The sequence below is a fragment of the Streptococcus sp. 11273D007BT genome, from assembly GCF_053547195.1.
Genome location: NZ_JBPWPE010000001.1, coordinates 523462 through 542317, shown reverse-complemented (window position 1 = coordinate 542317; position 18856 = coordinate 523462). Strand labels below are relative to the sequence as shown.

Annotated in this window: 12 protein-coding genes and 4 pseudogenes; 6 read left to right on the top strand and 10 right to left on the bottom strand. The window is 34.6% G+C overall.

The genetic code is table 11. The annotated features are described in order from the left end of the window. Window positions 1-4: 4 nt before the first annotated feature. The 6 genes from ACEE75_RS02895 to ACEE75_RS02870 form a co-directional block, all read right to left on the bottom strand. Window positions 5-1681, bottom strand: coding sequence for a recombinase family protein (locus ACEE75_RS02895; RefSeq protein WP_449164881.1), 1677 nt, complete (start codon window positions 1679-1681; stop codon window positions 5-7). A 503-nt stretch (window positions 1682-2184) separates the two neighbouring features. After that, window positions 2185-2619 (bottom strand): hypothetical protein, encoded by a 435-nt coding sequence (locus tag ACEE75_RS02890; protein WP_449164882.1) that lies wholly within the window; start codon window positions 2617-2619, stop codon window positions 2185-2187. A gap of 222 nt (window positions 2620-2841) precedes the next feature. After that, window positions 2842-4980: a heavy metal translocating P-type ATPase gene (locus ACEE75_RS02885; RefSeq protein ID WP_449164883.1), complete on the bottom strand. Its 2139-nt coding sequence runs from the start codon at window positions 4978-4980 to the stop codon at window positions 2842-2844. Between the two features lie 19 nt (window positions 4981-4999). Beyond that, complete coding sequence (locus tag ACEE75_RS02880) at window positions 5000-5449, bottom strand: CopY/TcrY family copper transport repressor (protein ID WP_449164884.1); 450 nt, start codon at window positions 5447-5449, stop codon at window positions 5000-5002. A gap of 464 nt (window positions 5450-5913) precedes the next feature. Next, window positions 5914-6252 (bottom strand): Cd(II)/Zn(II)-sensing metalloregulatory transcriptional regulator CadX, encoded by a 339-nt coding sequence (gene cadX, locus ACEE75_RS02875; RefSeq protein WP_000711078.1) that lies wholly within the window; start codon window positions 6250-6252, stop codon window positions 5914-5916. A gap of 11 nt (window positions 6253-6263) precedes the next feature. Next, a complete protein-coding gene (locus ACEE75_RS02870; RefSeq protein ID WP_024411951.1) occupies window positions 6264-6878 on the bottom strand; it encodes a CadD family cadmium resistance transporter in 615 nt (204 codons plus the stop codon). Window positions 6879-7000: 122 nt separating this feature from the next. On the opposite strand from ACEE75_RS02870, the pseudogene ACEE75_RS02865 reads away from it, so the two are divergent. Together ACEE75_RS02865 and ACEE75_RS02860 are read left to right on the top strand one after the other, a co-directional pair. Beyond that, window positions 7001-7102: pseudogene (locus ACEE75_RS02865) on the top strand (IS3 family transposase); the annotation flags it as partial. Window positions 7103-8342: 1240 nt separating this feature from the next. Next, window positions 8343-9815, top strand: a complete 1473-nt coding sequence (locus tag ACEE75_RS02860) for a plasmid recombination protein (protein WP_024378623.1) — start codon at window positions 8343-8345, stop codon at window positions 9813-9815. Window positions 9816-10135: 320 nt separating this feature from the next. Here ACEE75_RS02860 and rlmD read toward each other — a convergent pair. Then, window positions 10136-11485 (bottom strand): annotated as a pseudogene (rlmD, locus tag ACEE75_RS02855) (23S rRNA (uracil(1939)-C(5))-methyltransferase RlmD); the annotation flags it as partial. A gap of 266 nt (window positions 11486-11751) precedes the next feature. Between rlmD and ACEE75_RS02850 the strand changes: the two are divergent. The 3 genes and pseudogenes from ACEE75_RS02850 to ACEE75_RS02840 all read left to right on the top strand — a co-directional run bounded on the left by ACEE75_RS02850 (window position 11752) and on the right by ACEE75_RS02840 (window position 14265). Continuing rightward, window positions 11752-11964, top strand: coding sequence for a KTSC domain-containing protein (locus ACEE75_RS02850; RefSeq protein ID WP_447574185.1), 213 nt, complete (start codon window positions 11752-11754; stop codon window positions 11962-11964). 49 nt (window positions 11965-12013) lie between these two features. After that, complete coding sequence (gene recX / locus ACEE75_RS02845; protein ID WP_447574186.1) at window positions 12014-12790, top strand: recombination regulator RecX; 777 nt, start codon at window positions 12014-12016, stop codon at window positions 12788-12790. A 641-nt stretch (window positions 12791-13431) separates the two neighbouring features. Beyond that, window positions 13432-14265, top strand: a pseudogene (locus ACEE75_RS02840) (IS630 family transposase). A 224-nt stretch (window positions 14266-14489) separates the two neighbouring features. On the opposite strand, the gene ACEE75_RS02835 reads toward ACEE75_RS02840, so the two are convergent. Further along, window positions 14490-15011, bottom strand: coding sequence for a DUF2798 domain-containing protein (locus tag ACEE75_RS02835; RefSeq protein ID WP_449164937.1), 522 nt, complete (start codon window positions 15009-15011; stop codon window positions 14490-14492). 802 nt (window positions 15012-15813) lie between these two features. Beyond that, on the bottom strand, window positions 15814-16767 hold the full coding sequence (locus ACEE75_RS02830) for a DDE-type integrase/transposase/recombinase (protein WP_449164938.1): 954 nt from the start codon (window positions 16765-16767) through the stop codon (window positions 15814-15816). Window positions 16768-16914: 147 nt separating this feature from the next. Between ACEE75_RS02830 and ntdP the strand changes: the two genes are divergently transcribed. Next, a complete protein-coding gene (gene ntdP, locus ACEE75_RS02825; RefSeq protein WP_427896432.1) occupies window positions 16915-17448 on the top strand; it encodes a nucleoside tri-diphosphate phosphatase in 534 nt (177 codons plus the stop codon). 330 nt (window positions 17449-17778) lie between these two features. On the opposite strand, the pseudogene ACEE75_RS02820 reads toward ntdP, so the two are convergent. Continuing rightward, window positions 17779-18415: pseudogene (locus tag ACEE75_RS02820) on the bottom strand (transposase); the annotation flags it as partial. Window positions 18416-18856 lie beyond the last annotated feature (441 nt).

Sequence of the window (18856 nt, the reverse complement as noted above, 5' to 3'; positions counted from 1 at the left end):
AAACCTATACTTTCTTTACTAATTTCACAACCGCCTCAACTGATGTAATATTGTCCAAACTAATTTCTAAGTCTTCCTCAATGATTGGAAGCTTGAAATGAATGGCTTTTACCCAACGTCCTGCCTCATTTTTTTCATCATAAATCTCGACTTTTTCAATCAACATCTGACACAATCGCTTCTTGTCGATATCTTCCATGACGTCCATAAATGATGCAAAGTTGACCAATATTTTATAAATATTATCAGCGGTCATTTTATCTTTTAGGATTACCTCTCGTTTAGATTCACTTGTCTCAATTAGCATTTCTACATCTGCTAATTTATCATAAATAGTATTTAATCTCATATCTAAATCAATTGACTTTTGCTGAAAATGAGAATCTTCAAAATTTAAGGAGTCAATTTGTTGGATTAAATTCAATTTGGTTGCATTGAGCTGGCGAAAGAGACTCTTATATTGTTCAATTTCACTGTCTATCCTACTTGTATCAACCTGAATATTTATTTTCTCTTGCAGTTTTCGTGCAAAATCAGGTCTTGAAACTAACTTACTAATGGTTGATAATACTTCATGGTCTAAATTTCCAGTTTTAAGTTGCTTGTTAAATGTACATTTATGACCATCTACATGTTTTCTATGTTTACAAGCATAGTAGTAATAGTTTTTATAGTATTCATCTTTCTTATTTTTATTTCGCTTGATACTTTTATTTCCATAAAGCCCAGCATTGCATAATGGACATTTTATCAACCCTGAAAGTATATAGATAGAATCGCCCTTGTTTGGATTCTCACGTTTATACTTATGGGCATTAGCTTCTCGTTTTTTCCTCACTTTTTTCCAAGTCTCATCGTCAATAATTGCTTCATGGATTCCGTCTGTTAGAATATAATTTTCAGACTGCGTGACTTTCGTTTCACCAGAAATTTTATCTCGAGTGCTTTCACGCCGTCCAAAAGCAATTTTTCCATTGTAAACTGGATTGTCTAAGATTCTTGCAATGCCACTTGATGAAAAATATGGAAGCGTACTATTGTGTCGAATTGGTTTCTTTATATCTAGGTTGGCTAAATGCTTGGCAATAGCTATAGTGCCCATATCACTGTTGGCAAATAAATCAAAAATCATCTTTACGGATTCAGCTTCTTCATGATTTACTTGTAATTGACCATTAACAAGGGAATATCCTACAGGCGCAAATCCACCATTCCATTGACCAGCTCTCGCTTTTTGTCTACGACCTTCCATAGCTTGAGAAATAATATTCTCTCTTTCCATTTCAGCAACTGCCGACAAGATCGTAATAACTAACTTTCCTGAATCCTTTGAACTATCCAGTCCATCATCAACGCAAATCAGATTTACACCATGAGATTCCATAATAGCTAGAGATTTTAAAGTATCCGCAGCATTCCGACCAAAACGTGATAATTTGAATACAAGTACATAGTCCACCTTATCTTTCTCTGCTTCGATGTCTGATATCATGTTCATAAATTCCGTTCGTCCTAGCATGGTTTTACCAGATTTCCCAGCGTCTTGATAGGTTTTCACAATTTCAATATCAAAAGCATTGGCATATTGCTGAATTTTTGCTTCTTGAGCATCTAATGAAAATCCTTCAACCTGCATAGTCGTAGATACCCTTGTATAGATATAGGCTTTCTTTCGCTTCATTTAATTTCTCCTTGAAAAGTTTGACCAAAAAATACCCTTATAATCTTAAGGGTATTTTAACTCTTTTTAGAAAAGAATACAAGCAACTACTCATCAGTATACAGGTTTTCTTCCTTGATTGGTAAATTTGAGCAATCAATGTTGTCTCCATATTTCAGAAGCATTTCTTCCAAAAATCTCACTAGTTCATCCATAGATGACCTCCAAGTGAAATTATTTGACTCTGATTCCTCATTACAAAAGGCAGAAGTAGTTGCTTGTAGAAATGTAAATCATGTAAGTTCATGATAAACTCCTTCTATAACTCAACTATATTCTGCCATTTTTTGGAAATTATAAAAAAACCGTTAATGAATTTGATATTAGTTTTAATTCCATGCAAAAATCTTCTTACAGAAGGTAAGAAGATTTTAGTTTTAAAACATTGTTAGATGTGTACTAGAAGTATATATACAGTACGATTAAACACAACTCTTGTCAACATTTTAAAAATTATTATCCACTTAAAAAATTGCCTCATTCATCAACTTCATTTCATAAGGAATTAGCTTTGAACTTATTTGCGAAATATTATCCTTTAGATATTGGATAATATTAGGATAACCAGTTAACTCCTCTGGTAATTTTACTTTCTTGACTGCTGAACAAGGTACCCCATAATCAATTAAGAATTGTAATCTTTCATCAAATTGTTCATTTTCTAATAAAGAAGCAAACACGCTATAGTCCCCGCACTTCATTTTTGATTGGCTAAAAACATATTTTTGAATAGAATCAACAACAGCAAGAAGCTTGGGAATCTCAAAATTTGCATCAGTTCTCTGAAATTTCAGCATATAATCGATAGCCCGATCCAAAGGATCTTTCTTATTTTTTTTAACATAGTAATCGTATTGTTCATAAATCAATTCTTTGAATGATAGATTTGTATATTTCAAGGCTGTTACTGCTTTATTTTGACTATAGCCATACTCATCTCTATGCTTCAGGTACTTATATCCTAAAAATAATCAGTTCTATAATAAATTAAAAATCGTGTTGGTAGAAAAATCGTCTACTTCTACCAACACGATTTTACAAAGAGCCAGTACTTACATCTCTTTTTCTCCTGTAAAACTATTGTATCTTGATACTTTAATGAGTTTCAATCATTCGATCTGTTAACCGTTATTTTTGGGATCTAAATTTAATAAAATAGCATTAATGGCGACGATGACTGTTGACACAGACATTAGGATTCCTCCTAATGCAGGGCTTAATGTGATACCAATAGGAGCCAAAATTCCTGCAGCTAGAGGGATAGCTATAAAGTTATAACCAGCTCCCCAAAATAGGTTTTGTTTCATTTTACGAGTTGTTTTGTGTGCTAATTCAATGAATGATTCAATATCTCCTGGATCGGATTGAGTCAATATGACATCAGCTGAATCCAATGCAACTTGAGTTCCAGCACCTACAGCTATACCAACATCTGCTAAGGCAAGAGAAGGAGCATCATTTACACCATCACCTACCATGATAACTTTCTTTCCTTCATCTTTAAGTGTTTTAACTAACTCATATTTGTCTTGTGGAGATTGATTTGATCTATACTCAATCCCTAAAACTTCTGCCGCGCCTTGAGCCGCTTTTTCATTATCACCTGTTGCCATAATTGGTTGAATATTGTTCTTTTTAAGAGCTTTAATTAACTCTTTACTCGTTGGTTTTAATTCGTCCCCTAAAGCTACAGCACCAATGGCATCATCGTTTTCTACTAAGACACTAAGAGTTGCTCCTTTTGGAATATCCATATCAAGATTACGTCCATAGGCTTTTTGACTGATTAATTGGTAACGGTGCCCACCTGCTTTACCCTCTACTCCAGAACCGGAAATCACATCAATCGAATCAAAAGATGCTGGACGTATATCTTGCTGCTCGGCGAACCTTATAATTGATTGAGCAATTGGGTGGCTAGATCCTCCTTCAATACCTGCCAATAAGGCAATGATTTCCTCTTTTGTATATTTGTCATTAAGAAGTTTTACATCTAATACTTTAAATTCACCAGTTGTTAAAGTACCCGTTTTATCTAAAATTATCACATCTGCATCTTGAGCTATTTCTAAGGCTTGGCGGTCTTTTACTAGTAAGCCACGGCTAGCCCCTAAGCTTGTGCTTCGGGCGGTTACCAATGGAATAGCCAGACCCAATGCGTGCGGACAAGCAATAACTAATGTAGTAATAGTAAATATAACTGCCGTTGGGATATCTCCAATAATCATCCACACTACAAAAGCAATTAGCGCGACAATAACAGCAATATAGAAGAGCCACCCTGCAACCTTTTGCGCAATATTTTCTGCCCTGGAAGGCTGACTTTGAGCTTGGCTAATTAAAGTCTGTACTTGAGAGATAAAGGATTGATCACCTGTCTCATTCACTTTAATATAAAGAACCCCTTCTCCATTTGTTGAGCCTCCGATTACTTCATCGCCAGGACCTTTTTTAACTGCTTTTGATTCTCCAGTCAAAAGAGCTTCATTTACACGTGATTCGCCACGCTCGATAGTTCCGTCTGCTGGCACATTTTCTCCGGCTTGAACACGAATTAAATCGCCTACCTGTAAGTCAGCAACTGGACGTATTTCAATTGAATCATCTTCTAACACAACGTGAGCATCTTTTGGTACCAACTTAGCCAATGCTGCTTGTGCGTCTCCTGCTTCTCCAATAGCTTTCATCTCAATCCAGTGACCTAATAACATGATTAATAATAATGAAGCAAATTCAAAGAAAAAGTCCATCACGTGTCCACCCGTTACGTAGGTAATGATAACAGCATAAATACTGTATAAATATGAAACACTTATACCTAAAGAAACTAGAGCCATCATTCCAGGTTCTTTTTGTTTAAATTCGTCAACTGCGCCTTGATAGAATGGACGTCCACCATAAATAATTAATATAGTAGATAAAATAGCTACTACAATATCAGAATATGGAAAAGTAAACTGGAATGGTAGGTCAAACCCAGCCATAGGGGATAAGAGCATAATAATGATTCCTAGTGGCAATGATTTTAAGAAAAGTTCCTTAAAGTTACCGTGATGATGGTGTTCATGCCCTCCGTGATGCCCACTGTGGTCATGCCCACTGTGCCCGCTGTGCCCGCTGTGATCATGCTCAGCATGATGTTCTTGATGTTGATTCTTATGGTCTCCATGTTCTTCCGTGCTTACGTGCTCATGTTTTGAATGATCCATGTCGCCATGATTATGGTGACAGTGGGATAAATGTTTGTTGTTATTGTTCATTTTAAATTCCTCCTTATTCTTAATGATGATGTAAATGACACTCGCATTGTCTTTCTGGACAATTGCAATCCACTTCTTCTACTGCGAAAGATTTTTTTATCTCTAATATTTTCTCTAGTCGATCTATATCATCGAAGCTTAAGACATGATTTTCAATGATGCTTCCTATTACATTTCCAACTTTCTTATTGCAAATACGGTTAAAAATATCTTCTGCATAATCCCTTACGGCTTCTTTCTCTACAATATTGGCAGTGTAAATAAACTTTCTACCTTCTTGCTCTGTATTTAGTACGCCTTTTTCAACTAATCGACCTAAGATCGTTTTGATAGTGGATTCTGTCCAGTCCATTTTTTCTTTCAATACAGAGATGACTATTTTACTAGTTACTCGATCATTTGCCCAAACTACACGCATTACTTCCCATTCAGCATCTGTGATAGAAGTATTAAGTTCTATTGTGCTCATTTTCCTTTCCTCCTTGTCGTTTACAAATGTAAACGAATGTGTTCAAAATAAGTCTACTATTGTAAACGAAATTTGTCAAGTCTTTTTATTAAATTCTCACTTTTTGGGGTCAGTCCCTTAAAACTGAAAGTTTTAAAATGAAATTAGCCATCTACCTATACTGTGAGATGAAGGCTACGACTCATTCTGATAAGTCATCGATTTCATTTGATGACAGGTTTGGAGCTGTTAGGCAAATTTGCCAAGGCTAATCATAGCCTTGCTTTAGCCCAAAAAAGACATCCAAGAGATTTCTCTTGAATGTCTGTAAACGCTGATATAATCGTAGGTCGCTTTGCTTTAAATTATACTTTTTTCTTAAACATTTGATACGAGTAGGTATTTCTTGTGAGTAATTTTCATCAAAAATTTCATATATAATCTTCCTATAATCATGGAAAAGTAGAAAGTAGTAAAAATAGTTGTTATCCTAGTTGATTAAAAAAATCTCTGATTTCCTCATCTTTTATAAAATAATATATAATTTTCCCCTCTCTTCTAGTGTCCAAGATGTTTTGATTGGCTAGTTTACGAAGATGGTGGGAGGCAGATGCCATACTGAGATTTAATAAACAGGCTATATCGCAGACACAGAGTTCTTCGACGGCAAGGAGATAAAAGATGATATTTATCTGTTTATTATCGGTAAATTTTGATAAAATACGAAGTGATTTTTGGACTTTTTCCTTTTCAAGGTAGTTCGTTGCGGTTGTAACATTTTGTTGATTTATAACATCCACTTGACAGATACTATCTTTTTTCATAATTTTTTCTCCTAGCCTAACACAGCCCATAGCATGTCAAAGCTGTTGTTTTCAATCAGGATATACATCCCCAATCCTAAATAGACAACGGCAATAAACCATCTACTATATTTTTCCAAAGTTTCTCCGACAGAAGGGACTTGTGCCAATTTTTGGGCAGAAAAAACCAAGAGATAAATCATGACTAGAAAGGTAAGTAAAGCCACTATCAAATTCGCTAAATTTAAGGTAGTAAAATATGGGACAAAGACACCAATATTGTCAGCACCACAACTTGCAAAAGTAATCATAGCGACTAGAAAAATCAGGTTTTTATTATCTTTGCTCAAACCTTCTTTGGCAATAGCTTCTCCATCAGAATCTCCTAAAAGCAAAACTTTGAGGCCTAGGAAAATTGGAATCAAACCGAGCAAACCTAAAATCTCTTTACTAGGAATATAATCTAAGACAAATGCAAAAAGCAAACTTAGCAATATTAGACTAACAGAGCCTAGAAATTGTCCTAAATAGATGTTAATGATGTCTTTTCTGCTTTTTCTTTTGGCAAAAAATAACATTAGGATAATAAGTAAGTCTACGGCTGTCCCAGAATACAGGATTATTGAAGTAACAATATTTTGAATCATAAAACACCTCATTCAAATATATTTTTGAATGTATTCTAACATTAAACTTTATAGATGTCAACTTAAAATCCACCAATTAATAATTGCATGTCAATATTTGTATTGTGTAGTTTCAGAAATATATTGTAATTCAAATTGTAGAAAATTACATCAAATATTATAATGAAAAAAGAATCCAACAAAAATTGGACTACCTGTCTCCGGTTGAATACCGGAGACGGTAGCCCTAGGGTGTTTTTATTAAATTCTCACTTTTTTGGGGTCAGTCCCACGACCGTTGATTGAGCTTAAAACTATTTCGATTTATGAGCCATTGGAAATCTCGTATGATGAATATATGTCTAATTGCAAACATTAACTAGAGTAATAGCCTAGTTAATAAGCATGGGAGGGAGTTATAAGCTCTCTCTTTTTTGTCTGCGCTGTTCGCGGACAAATCGCACGTTGATTCGTGCGACGGGCGAAGACCATTTTTTGCTGATAATTTTAGCGCAGCTGAAATTATTTTGTTAGCAAAAGATGGGCAAGCAAAAATTGCGTGAAGCAATTTTTTCGGTGCGTAGTTCGCGCCGATTTTTTCGAGGCCACTTTTGTGGGCCGAAAAAGCAGTGAATTTTTTGAACCGTGAGGGTCAAAAAAGGGGTGCAACCCATAGCCCTCGGCAGAGCGTTTGTAGTTTTGATGAACCGTAGGGTTGTCAAAACTACAAAAACGTTACTTTTTGACAAAAAGTAACAAAAACCTCTGTTACTTGCTTCTCAAATTTTTTAATGAAAATCATTGAGTCTAATTTATTTGGCGAGGAATAGCGGAGCGCCTCGCCGTTGTTCGCTATTCGAGCAATCATAACACAAAATTTTAAGATATTGATAATTTAGAAATTAAGATACCAATCTTAAATAATCACTTTTCTACAAAAATAATGGGGTCATTTATCTATCCATTTTTTAAGTCATAATGGGTAACTTTATAAAACCATTATCTGTTAAAGAATGGATTACTTTATTGGTCCGCTATTTTTGAAAATATGGGCTTCTTTAATTAGTCCATTAATTTAGAGAATATGGACTAGTTTATTCAGCCATATATTATACAATTATGGACTACTTTACTTGGCCTTTTATTTTACAAACATGGATTACTTTATTAGCCAATGTTTTTCAATCATGGAGTAATTTATGAATCCATTATTACAGCCAAAATGGTCAACTATACAAAACCATTAATCGCTTAAATATGGATTACTTAAATAGTCAATACATTTTTCTATAATGGACTCGTTAAGGTGTCAATTTCATTCTAATAGTAAGAGATTGGTCTCCATAGATTTCAGTCCTAAAGAATAAAACATCAGTAATTAATTACTTGGTTCAGGGATAGTTCCCAATAAATTCATTCTCAAATTTTTAAAATGAGTTTTTAAGGCATACTGTATTAAAGAAAAATTTTTAAGGAGTATACGTGATGCCAAAATTAACTATTTCATTTAAAACAAATCCGAGAATGACAAACATTCGACATAATAATAGAGATTTAACAGAAAAAGAATGGAAGAGCCCAGAACATTCACATATTCTTAGAGATAAAAGTCATCAAAATATTGTAGTTAAACAATTAGATATTCGAGAGCTATATGAAAAGGAATTTGGACCTTCTTTGCAGGAATACAATGAAAAGCAGATAAGAAATGATCGAAAAATCAAGGATTATTATAAACATGTTGGTAAACTTGATACCTTAGATCAACAAAGAGAGTTTATCATTGGTATTGGATCAAAAGCGGATTGGGATGAATTACCAGAAGGATATAAACTCAACATAGGGATATATTTAGCTAAATATGCACAAGATTTCGAAAAACGTCATCCACATTTCCGTGTTTATAATGCAGTAGTGCATCTGGATGAAAAAGGTGCTCCGCATTTACATTTAAATGTAGTTCCCATCGCAGACGGTTATAAAAATGGTCTCTCTAAACAGCCCAGCTTTTCAAAAGCATTGAAGCAAGAGGGATTTACAGAAAAAGGAAAATTTCAACTTATGGCTTTTCGCAACAACGAAATTAAAGTCCTTGAGACAATGTTGAAAGAAATGGCAGTCGAACGTAAAAAAGTAGGTACGAACAAGATTAAAGACATGCGTGAATATAAAGAAATGATGGCTGAACTTGAGGAGGAAAAAGGAAAGAAACTGAATGAGATTAAAGCTGAAATCACTTCTGAGGTCTCAAAAGTAGAAAAAGAATTTGCAAAAAAGAAAGAGAAGTTGAATACACTTGAAAAAGAGATTGATAGAAAAACACAATCAATTGAACAATATGATAATGTCATCCATTCAAAGCAAGAGTCTGTTAATAAGTTAGATGAAAAGTTTGAAGCTAAAGCTGATAAACTAGAATTACTATTAGCTCAAGAAAAAGCTATAAATGCTATCAACGAACAATTATTAAAGGATATTGGAATTAAAGAGGATAAGAATTACCTATTTACCAAGGACTTTAAAGTAGAGGAACGTGGACTAATTGGAAAAAAAGAAAAATTTGCAGTTGTACCTTTAAAAATTTTTGAAAAAATGTTATACCAAGTAAATACCAAACCTATGAAACAAATTTTAGACGATTTTATTGATAAAGTCTTTAACAATAGTATTGTCAAAGGATTAAAAAAGAAAATTAGCCAATTGACTGGTGAATTGAAAAGAGCTAGAGTACAACTTCAACATGAGAGGTCAGTACGCATTGCTGAACAAAAAGAAGCGGAGAAAAAAATGGATTCGCTATTGAAGGAAGTGCAGCCTGCAATGAACCTATACGAAGATTTTCAAAACTATCTCACTGAAAATGATAAGAAAAAAGTATTTGAACGCATCGAAAAACACAAAAAATTACACCAAAAACAAATAAGTAAAAATCGCAATACAAATGATTATGAACGTTAAAAAGTGCAGATCAATTCTGCACTTTTTAATTTATTTAATTACTCAATCATTCCAAACCAAGTTAACGCATCGATGATAGCTTGTTCTTTTTTGGGTGGACAATTTGGAACTCTTTGATTTTCTTTCTTAGAGTGATTATAGTTCTCTCGCTCGATTATCCCAAGTTTCCTTTTTACTTGTGCAATGTTAAGGGTAGATACTTTTAATTCAAATTTTCTAAAGACATAATCTTTGATTTCTGAATAAGTGGCATCCTTCTTGACAGAAATATCTTTGAGATCTTCTTCATTGATTTCAAGATCAATATGATGGTTGATATCTCGTTTGGACAATTTCACAACCGCCTCGGTTCGTGCAGTGTGCGGAAACATATCTACTGATTGGATATAGACTACCTCATAAATCCCCACAAGTTTCACTAAATCTCTTGCCAGTGTTGACACATTACAAGACACATAGACCATCTTTTCAGGTTGATATTTTAAAATAGTTTCTAACAACTTTTCATCTAAGCCTGTTCGAGGGGGATCAACCACTAAAGCTGAGGCACGATACCCTTCGCTATACCACTTAGGAATAAGCTCCTCTGCTAAACCTGCTTCATAATAAGTATTTTGAAATCCCATACTAGTCGCATTTCGCTTCGCATCTGCGATAGCTTCTGGAATAATATCCATCCCTCTCACAGACCTCACTGTATTGGCAAAAGCAAATCCAATTGTCCCAACACCACAATAAGCATCAATTAAATCATCTTCTGCCGTCACATCAAGTGCCTTGACAGCTTCAGCATATAAAATCTGTGTCTGTTTAGGATTAAGCTGATAAAAAGCCCTAGGAGATAATTCAAAGCTATAATCTAAAACCTCTTCAAAAATAGCATCATCTCCCCAAATAATCTCCGTCTCTGCACCATAGATCTCACTCGTCTTACTACGATTATAATTAACTGCAATAGTTTTAATATCGGAAAATGCCGCAGTAAGCTCCTTGATTAAAGGCCCTAAACGAACCTCCTTACTCGTAACAAAGATTAATTGAATCTGTCCACTTGCTTGAGCTTTTCTGACCATTACCGTCCGAATCCCTTGAATTTTCCGTTCATTATAAATTGGAATTTGATACTTATCCAATAAGTTAACGACGGCATTAATGATAGCTTGGGTATCTTGATCCTGTACTAAACAGTCCCTAATCTCTACTAAACGATGTGAGCCTTCTGCAAACAGACCTGCTTTAAGGGATTGTCCAAATTGTCGAATTTGAAACTGCAATTTAGCACGATAATGCACTGGTTTTTCCATCCCAAGTGTAGGTTTTAAATGAAAATTCTCATACCCTTCTGGCTTAAATTTCTTTAATGCTTGCGCTAAAACATCTGTCTTAAACTCTAATTGTTTATCATATCGCAGATGCATCAATTGACAACCGCCACACTCCTCATAAATAGAGCAAGCAGGATCTACTCGAAAAGGAGAGACTTTGTTAATTTTTAGTAACCTAGCCTCAACAAAATTGCGTTTTACTGCTGTGACTTGACAAAAAACCTCCTCACCTTTTAAAGCACCTGGCACAAAAACCAAGGTTTTCTTATAAAAACCAATCCCCTCACCATTGATTCCCATCCGCTTTATTTTCAAAGGAATACGTTGCTTGACCTTTAATATCATCTTATTAACCTTCTTAAAAAATTTTCTTCTTACTTATTCTACCACAAAAGTTTGGACATGTATTTCCTACCCTTCTCTAGAAAATGATTTAGTCGATTCCATATATTTTCATAGAATAAGGACTCCTATTTTTCATTTTAAACAAAACATTACACATACCATTAAAAATCTTGATATAATCTTGTAAAACCTCCCTATCGACATATAAAAGTACAATGAGAGGTCAATCTTTCTTATATCATCAAACTACTAGTAGGAGAGCTCCAATGCAGAGAAAACATGTAACGGCCCGTATGATCAAATCAATTGGTTGGGAAAATAACGTTTTAGAAGTAGAATACCACTCTGGCTTAATTCACCAGTATCATGATGTTTCTGAAGAAGAATACATCCGTGCAACTACAGGATCAATTGATAAAAAGATTAGGCTCATCGGAAAATCACATCAATTCACGAAAGTAAAAGACCATAACCTTTAAAAATAACAAAAAAACTAGTTAAAAGTAGAAATTTGCTATAATAAATACTATGAAAATCACAAAAATTGAAAAGAAAAAACATCTCTACTTATTAGAAATTGATCATACTGATCAGCTCTATGTCACAGAAGACACCATTGTGCACTTCATGTTAACCAACCAAATGGAACTCGACCAACCTACACTTGATAAGATTAAAGACTTCGCCCAATTTTCACACGGAAAAAATCGAGCCATCTACTATCTGTCTTTCAAACAAAGAAGCAAGAAAGAAATTCAAGATTACCTCAAAAAACAAGGAATTGAAGCACGATATATTCCTAGAATTATCACTGTTTTGGAAAAAGAAAATTGGATTAACGACTTACGTTATGCAGAAAATTACCTCAGTCAGAATCTCCATAATGGTAATAAAGGGCCCTACATTCTTTCTCAAAAACTCAAAGAAAAAGGCATTGACACAGATATCATCACTTCTTTATTAAAAGATTATGACAGCAGTCAGCTGAGTCATCAATTGGCTGAAAAAAGCTTACGCAAATATCAAGATAAGCTTCCTTACAAAGCACTAAAAGATAAAATCATTCAACAACTCTTAGCAAAAGGATTCAGCTTTTCAGAAAGCAAAGCTGCCGTCCAAAACTTAGAAATCCAAGAAGATGACGAATTAGAAGAGGAGTTAATTTATAAAGATCTGGATAAAGTCTATCGAAAATTAAGCCGTCGCTACGATGGATATGACTTACAACAACGCATTCTACAAAATCTTTCTAGAAAAGGATACGATTTCTCAAAGATCAAACAAGCTCTAAAAGAATATTTATAGCATTCTTCAGAATGGTCATTTAATTTTCACATCATTAACAAGGGTACAAGACGCTATTTCGATAAATCTTAACAACCTAGTTGTGCGTCTCTAGGCTATATAGCAAGTAGCGAAGCTTTTATGATATACTAATCATGAGAAGATTTCTTTTGTGGTACTACTCTTATCATATCAAGGAATCTTCTTTTTATTTTAAAACGCTCATATCCACTGTAATCTTACCCCCCCTTTAAAAGAGTGAGAGGGGCAAGACCTGTTTTTCAGACTGTAAGAAAAGGTATTAGACGAGTAGCACCTGTTATTAAAAAAGTGAATAGACCTATCAAGAAATCAAGTAAAGACGTCGGAGATAATCAATAAAAAATGCCTTTTATCAAAAGAATAATGATCACAATTGTTGTAATAGCTATTGGCTACCAGATTCCTTTATATTGAGCATAATTTTTCCACCTACTTCATCTATTATGTCCAACACATACCCCATAAAAAGGAACAAATCCTGGAATGATTTTTACCTTTAATCTCAAAAAAACTCATTACTCAGATTTAAGATATGATTATGATGGAACAAATACGATAATGATTGATGGAGATTTTTTTATAGTGAAATGAAAGCAGTACATTTGTGATATTATGTATTTATAGCATATTCACTAGATTTTCGTAAAAAAGTTCTCGCATACTGTGAGAAAACCGGCAGTATTACTGAAGCATCTGTTGTTTTCGATATTTCACGCAACACCATCTATCAATGGCTAAAATTAAAGGAGACTAAGGCGAGTTTCATCACCAAGTTAAGGGAACCAAACCAAGAAAAGTTGATAGAGATAAATTAAAGACCTATCTTGAAACTCATCCAGATGCTTATTTGACTGAAATAGCTTCTGAATTTGACTGTCATCCAACAGCTATTCATTACACTCTCAAAGCTATGGGATATACGCGAAAAAAAGAGCTGTACCTACTATGAACAAGACCCTGAAAAAGTAGATCTGTTCCTTAAAGAATTTAATAACTTAAGTCACCAGACACCTGTTTATATTGACGAGACAGGGTTTGAGACATATTTTCATCGAGAATATGGTCGCTCTTTGAAAGGTCAGTTGATCACAGGTCGGGTCTCTGGAAGAAGATTCCAGCGGCTATCTTTGGTTGCAGGTCTCGTCAATGGTGAGCTTACCCCGATAACATACAAAGATACTATGACTAGTGACTTTTTCGAGGCTTTGTTCAAAACATTCTTACTCCCCACTTTAGATAAACCAGCTATTATCATTATGGACAATGCAAGGTTTCATAGGATGAGTAAACTAAGTAAGGAGCAGGGACATAGACTTCTACCACTTCCTCCTTACTCACCTGAGTATAATCCCATTGAGAAAACACGGGCTCACATCAAAAAACACCTCAGAAAAGTATTGCCAAATTGCGATACTTTTCTTGAGGTACTTTTGTCATGCTCTTGTTTCTATTAACTATAATTCTTGTGGCAACCTATCCAAATTTTTACAGGGATTGACAAAACGGTGGCGAACTTTCAACGCTGCCGATGGACTTAAATAAAATAACAATAGACTGTCCGAGGAGTAGAATGACCTTTGTGCAAACTGCGACAAGCCACTCAAAGATTAGTTTGACCATGGTCATAGCTAAAGTAGGTCATCAAAAAAGAACAGATGAAACTGTTCTTGCATTTAAATTAAATGATGGTTGGCAATTCATCATCGTCCTCAAAATCTTCAACTCTCTCTTCACCAGGAAAGGGTTTTTGAAGATGCCCCAAAATAAAACGTGAGATAGGGCCTGCTACAAGAAAATTAAGTGGTAGAGCAAAGACGATATTAGTCAGCCATGCACGACCGTAAGTAGCAGCCGTAATGTCTTGGTGGTTATAGAGAAGACCATAGACTGACATAAAGGTCACCATAAAAAGGACCATTGTTCCTGAAATCGCCAAAATCTTAGCCCAGCGTTTGTCATGTGCCTTCAGATGATGCAAAATTCGAAAGGCAATAGCTTTGGCAATAGGACCAACAATAAGCATGTCCAAAAAGAAGGCTACCGCAAATCCTGGAAGAAAACCAGTCACAAAGTGTCCCCATGAAAAAGCCATGACCCCAACCCAATCAAGAACTAAAAGGTTCCAAATACTCATGCCGCAGACCATTAGGCCGCACATGAGACAAGTAAAAATAAGTGCTTCTTTAAAATTACGAGGCATTAATATCTCTCCATTTCTGATAAATCAATATTGACTTTTTTAACAGTCAACGAGAGCTATTTTATCATAAAAATGAACTTCTCGTAAGCGATTTTTCAAAAAAAAAGAAAAAGTTAGCCCTTGTCTTTTATCTTCCTCCAATTACTTCATTCTCTGTCTACTTAGCAACCTTATAAAAAGTGCGCGAAGTCACCTGCTCATCAGATATGGATGATTGGGTCAGATAAATTCGGTCACGGCTAGAATCAGAGCTATCCTTAAGGTATAACCTAAACCAAAGCATAACTTTCTGTGGTTGCTTAATCTTCTTTATCAAGAGAAGTTTAACTAGAGAGTCAGTCGTTTAGATAATGAATATTATGACTTGAGAAGTTCATAGTGATTCCCCTCATTCAATCTAAACTGTCTGCTGATTGCAGGTATCTTTTGGAGATAAGGAAAAATTGTTTAATTTGATTGGTTTTAACAGACTACTTTCAAAAACTCTACTTATACGGAGATGATGTGATAATCGAAACAACTTCAGACAGAGATAAGATCAATCTTTTATCTATTTTTTAATACTATCAAACCACTTGTTCCAACAAGTGGTTGTTTTTTATTGTCAGTTACCAACTTGTCCCATAGTAAGTTCTACCTTATTTTCTTGTCTCAGTCTAATTTCCAGTTTTTAAGACAGACTAGAACTTACTTTGGGAATTTACTTTTACAAATATTTATAGCAACTTTCAATAAATTGTACCTTTGTCAATGATGTAAGACCAAAAAGGTGATTTTTAAGTTATCCATTTGTTAAGCTTTACTAGGAGCTAGCTCCTAGTAAAGCTTTTCTGATATCGATAGGAGATTTCCATCCTAAAGTTTGCATAGGAAGTCGATTAGAACGATAAAGATAGTTTTTCATCTGCTTGATCAGATCGTCATAGGAGTAAAAGGTCAAGTGCTGGTAGAAACGTCGATTGTCATTTCGATGACTGCGTTCAACCTTGCCATTATGTCTTGGTGTTCGAGGACGAATCAGCTTGTGCTCAATGCCCAGTTCCTGACAAAATAAGTCTAGTGGGTGAACTTGTTTGGTCTCTTTGAAATGAGTGAACTCGAAGCCATTATCTGTTTGGAGGATTTTGGGTTTGTATCCAAAGTGTTTGATAGCCATTTTGAGAAATTGAACCGTTGAGTAGGACGACTGCTCTTTGAAAGGGAAGATAAAGCGTTCTCGACTGGCCTCATCAATGACGGTATACTGGTAGAATTTGTCAGGTAGTTTTCCTGTGTAGCAGTGAGTCGGGACGTATTTGACATCCATCTGCCACTTGATACCGAGTTTAGTCGGCGTGTCATATGGTTTTGGGACATAAGGTTTGTTCTTTGTTTTAGGGGATTTGAAGAAGTCCAGCTTTCTCAAGATTCGAAAGAGTGAGCAAGGGTGTCTATCATATCCCTTATTCGTTTTGAGTTTGTAAAAAATTTCGATGAGGGTTGCGTTTGGATTTCTTTTGATGCAGTTTTTAATCCAGGTCAGCTCTTGCTCGGTATGAGCCTTTGGATGTGGTGTTAGAGGTCGATGGGATCGATTTTTCAATGATTCTTTAGTTCCATCAAATCGCTTATTCCAGCGCATGAGAGAGGCTTTTGAAACTTTGTAACGTCGACAGATGAAGGCGACAGAGGCACCATTTTGGTAGGTTTTAACAGCGTGATAACGTGTTTCTAGAGTATGTGGTAAATAGCGAAGATTTTGTGATATACTAGTCATGAGAAGATGCCTCTTTGACTTCTAGGCATCTCACGTTTATGGTAAGGTTACAAATATTTATAGCTACTTTCAACAAAAAGGGATGCTATTTTTATTGAAATATGCTATACTGAAACAGATAAACGTCTTTTTAGAAAGTAGATACACATGAAATTACCTAAGGAAGGCGACTTTATTACAATTCAAAGCTATAAACATGATGGCACACTCCATCGTACGTGGCGTGATACCATGGTACTAAAAACCACAGAAAATGCTGTAATAGGAGTAAATGACCATACTTTAGTCACTGAAAGTGATGGCAGACGCTGGGTTACCAGAGAGCCCGCTATTGTCTATTTTCATAAAAAATATTGGTTTAACATCATTGCAATGATTCGAGATAATGGTGTTTCCTACTATTGCAACATAGCAAGTCCTCACATTATAGATCAAGAAGCACTAAAATACATCGATTACGATCTAGATGTTAAAGTTTTTGCCGATGGGGAAAAGAAACTGCTTGATGTTGACGAGTATGAGCTTCATAAAAAAAAGATGGGATACCCTACAGAAATTGACTATATTTTAAAAGAACATGTTAAAATTTTAGTTGATTGGATTAATAAAGGTAAAGGACCATTCTCAGAATCCTATGTCTCAATTTGGTATAAACGTTATCTTGAATTGAAAAAACGATAAAGTTGTCACGATTGCATCCCTTTTTTATCATAAACCATATCAAAACTATAGAAAGAGAATTCTGTATTCTTTAAAAAGGTACTAGCTCATAAAATAAGATATAAAAAATTACTTTTATGAGCAGCTCTTTGTCGAGTGACAAAAACTTCCCTTATAAGACTATCTCTCTTTCTTTAACATTTAGACTCCTTAATCTTTATCGTATTAGTGGTAAATCTATTATGAAGATTAATGTCTCATTGTCAACCTTATAACTAAACACGAGAGAGAATCAAATTGGTTCTCTCTTTTTTATCTCTTTCCTATTTTCAGGAGATAATCTGAAAAGGGCTATCCCCAGTCCTTTTCACTATTCAAAGCGATGAGAATTTTTGTTTTAAAGTTTTTGAAGTTTCGAAAACTAAAATCTTGGAGTTTGCTATCTTTGATAATCTTGTTGGTAGCTTCTAAGTAACGTTAGAATAAGGTAGGATAAAACCTTTTGTAATGTAAGCTTTATATTTCATAAAGGTTTGGAAGACAGTTGAAAATGCCTGATGGACGCCATTTAATGCTTCTTAGATGAGACCAAAGAATTCAATAGATCTCTTTTCTTGAAAATGAAAAAGCAGAATCTGATAAAGCTTATAATAATAGCGTAGTTCCTCAGAACAATCCAAAATCTTATCGACAATCTCACCAGACATCAAATCAAGGTTTGTCTGAAAGTTCGTAAAAGGATGGTGACAATCTTTCATGTTTCAAAATCTTGAGCAATGAATGCCAGTTTACCTATATTTCGTGAGAATTCATCCCAAGTCAAGACCTTAGGAAGTTTGGAGAACTCCTTTTTAAAGGTGAAGTGTTCCAGGTTTCTTTGAACAGCAGAGACAGAGATATGAAGTTTCTTTGCGATAGCTTAGTTAGTCAACCTCTCTGTGTGGAGTTGTGTGATTTTAACCCAGACAGGTTTGGAAATCTGTCCGTTACTCAAAAAGCCCTACAATATCCGAATGAGATTTATTCACTACAGATATTATAGAGCCACACCATACGTATGAAGAAAAAATGCATGTAATCATTTTTCAGCTACACGCATTTTTTAAAAAATATTTTCATGATATTTACATATTCACCTGCATTATAACAAAATTTTATTATAAAAATATAACTTTTATGAAAAACGTTATCTGAAAACGAAATTTTCTTCTTTTGTCGTGATTATAGAGCTAGATTAATAAGGAGTATTTTTTTGTGTAAAAAAGCCATATAAACTATAATCAAAAGTAATCAAAGAATCTTTTAAAACGGCCTTTAACACATTTATTCGCTACAAAAATTACACTATTTTAACGCTAAACTAGAAACTACTACTGATCTCATCAAAAAAGAGGTTCTATTAAACCTCTCCTTCCCTACATGTTAGATG